Source organism: Pseudomonas sp. P4_C3 (genome assembly GCF_056402075.1).
Genome location: NZ_JBFUIC010000424.1, coordinates 1 through 3,004 on the forward strand (window position 1 = coordinate 1; position 3,004 = coordinate 3,004).

Below are 3,004 nucleotides of genomic sequence, written 5' to 3' on the forward strand. Positions count from 1 at the left end.
GGTTACGGCATCGAGACCGGCAAGCATGCGGCCAGCCTGAATGGCGGCGTGCCGGGCGTCCTGCACGGCAACCGCACCTTCCTGCTGCAGGACGACGATGGCCAGATCATCGACGCCCACTCGATCTCTGCCGGCCTCGACTACCCGGGCATCGGTCCGGAACACGCCTGGTTGCACGACATTGGCCGCGTTCAGTACACCTCGGTGACCGATGACGAAGCCCTCGCCGCGTTCCACCAGTGCTGCCGCCTGGAAGGGATCATCCCTGCCCTGGAAAGCGCCCATGCCCTGGCTGAAGTGTTCAAGCGCGCACCGAGCCTGCCAAAGGATCACCTGATGGTGGTCAACCTGTCCGGCCGTGGCGATAAAGACATGCAGACCGTGATGCACCATATGGAACACTCTCAGCAACAGCAGTCCAAGCAGGAGAAACACTGATGAGCCGCCTGCAAACGCGTTTTGCCGAACTCAAGGAACAAAACCGTGCCGCCCTGGTGACCTTCGTGACCGCCGGCGACCCGGGCTACGACACGTCCCTGGCAATCCTCAAAGGCTTGCCAGCGGCGGGCGCCGACGTGATCGAGCTGGGCATGCCCTTCACCGACCCGATGGCTGACGGCCCGGCCATCCAGCTCGCCAACATCCGTGCGTTGGGTGCCAAGCAGAATCTGGCGAAAACCCTGCAAATGGTTCGCGAGTTCCGCCAGGACAACAACGAAACGCCGCTGGTGCTGATGGGGTACTTCAACCCGATCCACATGTACGGCGTACCGCGCTTCATTGCCGAAGCCAAAGAGGCCGGGGTTGATGGCCTGATCGTGGTCGATCTGCCGCCTGAACATAACAGTGAGCTGTGCGACCCGGCGCAGGCCGCGGGCCTGGATTTTATCCGCCTGACCACGCCAACCACCGACGATGTGCGCCTGCCGACCGTTCTTAATGGTAGCTCCGGCTTCGTCTACTACGTCTCGGTGGCCGGTGTGACCGGCGCCGGTGCCGCCACGCTGGAACACGTCGAGGAAGCGGTCGCCCGTCTGCGTCGCCATACCGACTTGCCGATCAGCATCGGTTTCGGTATCCGGACTCCGGAACAGGCGGCGTCCATCGCGCGTCTGGCCGACGGTGTTGTGGTGGGTTCAGCGTTGATCGATCACATCGCCAATGCCACCTCCCCGGAACAAGCCGTGGATGGCGTGCTGAGCCTGTGCTCTGCGTTGGCCGATGGCGTGCGTAAAGCCCGCGTCAGCTGAAGGCAAAGTTCCTGATACAGAGGAATTAGAGCCTCGCGGCACAGACTAAACAGCAAAAAGGGCTTCAGGACTGTGTTCTGAAGCCCTTTTTGCTGTGTGTGGCTAAACGCTGTAAACCTTTTGGGAGCAAGCACCCACAAGGTTGCGGTCTCAAGGCAGCTCTATCCCGCCCGACGCCTTGTGCAGTTTGCGCAGGTGCTCACCAATCTGCTTCACGTTGGCCTCGTTGGCGGCCATCTCGGCGGCACGGCTCGGCTCAAGCAATGCCCTCACTTCCTTGTCCAGATCCCCGGACAGGGCCAGGAGCTGCTTCTGGCGCTGGCTGCTTTCCGCTTCCAGATGCTCCCACTCGCTTGGTTGCGGCAAACCATAACCGTTAGTGCCCAGCAGCTCCGCCGGCCGGCTGAGGAAACCACTGTTGGCGAGAATGTCCTTCAGCGTCTCGTTGGCCTTGTCCATGCCGCCATTCTTCAGCTCTCGGGCGCCCAGATAACGCTGCTTCACTTCATCCTGGGCCAGCAGCAATTGCTGACGGAAACTGGCCTGTTCCAATAGCAGCAACGCCGCGCTGGTGCGCAAATCGGCCTGCTCGAACCATTGCCGACGCTCCGCGGCTTTCAATTCGAGCCAGTCTTCGACGGTTTCCTGTTTGATCGGCAAGTGCTTTTTCAGGATCTCGAACATGGCCTGATAGCGCTCGCGGAAGGAGTCGAAACGATAACCCAGGCGCAAGGCTTCCCGCGGGTCGTCCAGCACGCTGGTGTCCGCCAGCCCGCGGCCTTTCAGCACTTCCAGCAAACCATTGGGCATGATGTTGTCGAGTCCCACCAATTGTGGGTTATTGGTACCGCCACGCAGTAATTTCAGCTCTTCCACCGCGCAGTTGTTCGACAGGAAGAAGTAGTTGCCGTCATAGCTCCAGTGCATCTCGGCGGCACGTCCCACCACGTCTTCAATCTCGTTGCGCGACAGGTTCAGGGGTACGGAGGCCAGGCTGCGCAGTTCGGTCTTGGTGTATTCGTCAATGACCTGGGACAGCGGCAGGATAAACAGCCGCGACGGGTATTTACCGACCAGGCCATCCCAGCTCGACAGCTGTACGTCGCCGACGAAGGCGCGGTACGACAGCACCAGATGCTGGTCCAGGTCCAGTCGACAATCCGGTCCGCGTGGTCGGCCCGGCGCGCAGATCACCAGGCGTAACATGCTGTGGCCCCAGCGGCTGAACAGGTTCTGGTTAGCTTCGGCCAGCAGATAGTCAATGGCATACACCCGCTCCGGATCGACCTGGCCCAAAGGTGTCTTGGCGAAGTCGTTGCCGGCATTGAGGAAAGCGAAGGTTTTATTACAGGCGTTTTTGGTAGCGGGCGCCCAACCGAAATGTTCCTTGTAGTAGCGGTACAGTGCGGGTCGGCGGCAGGCGTAGCTCGGGTCGAGGAGGAAATACTCCATGTTGACCGCGACGAATTCCTTTGGACTGCTGGTCTCGTAGATGTCCGGGCTGCGGGCAATCTGGCGGTTGTGCTGTTCGCGTTCACCGCGACGGCCTACGTATTGCTGCCAACCGGCGAGATCGAGCAGGCGTGGATCATCACTGAGGGTAAAACGCCGATCCGACTGGCCCCGGCATTGGTCGGGAATGCCAACCAACCCTGAGCTGTTGTTGCGCTGGGTGCAGCGTTGAATCAGCTTGCGCTCGGCATCCGGCCACAGGCGTGAGCGATCGTAGATGTGAGTCAGCTCGTGCAACACCG

At 60.9% G+C, this 3,004-nt stretch carries 2 protein-coding genes and 1 pseudogene; 2 read left to right on the plus strand and 1 reads right to left on the minus strand.

Annotated elements, in window-relative coordinates; translation table 11 throughout:
• Positions 1-438 (plus strand): annotated as a pseudogene (locus AC1DVH_RS28795) (tryptophan synthase subunit beta); the annotation flags it as partial.
• Positions 438-1,250 (plus strand): tryptophan synthase subunit alpha, encoded by an 813-nt coding sequence (gene trpA, locus AC1DVH_RS28800; protein WP_477756637.1) that lies wholly within the window; start codon positions 438-440, stop codon positions 1,248-1,250. The pseudogene AC1DVH_RS28795 and the gene trpA, both read left to right, overlap by 1 nt.
• Positions 1,251-1,400: 150 nt before the next feature.
• On the opposite strand, the gene AC1DVH_RS28805 is transcribed toward trpA, so the two are convergent.
• Positions 1,401-3,004 (minus strand): DUF7844 domain-containing protein (locus AC1DVH_RS28805; protein ID WP_477756638.1); only part of this gene is annotated, 1,604 nt, incomplete at its 5' end.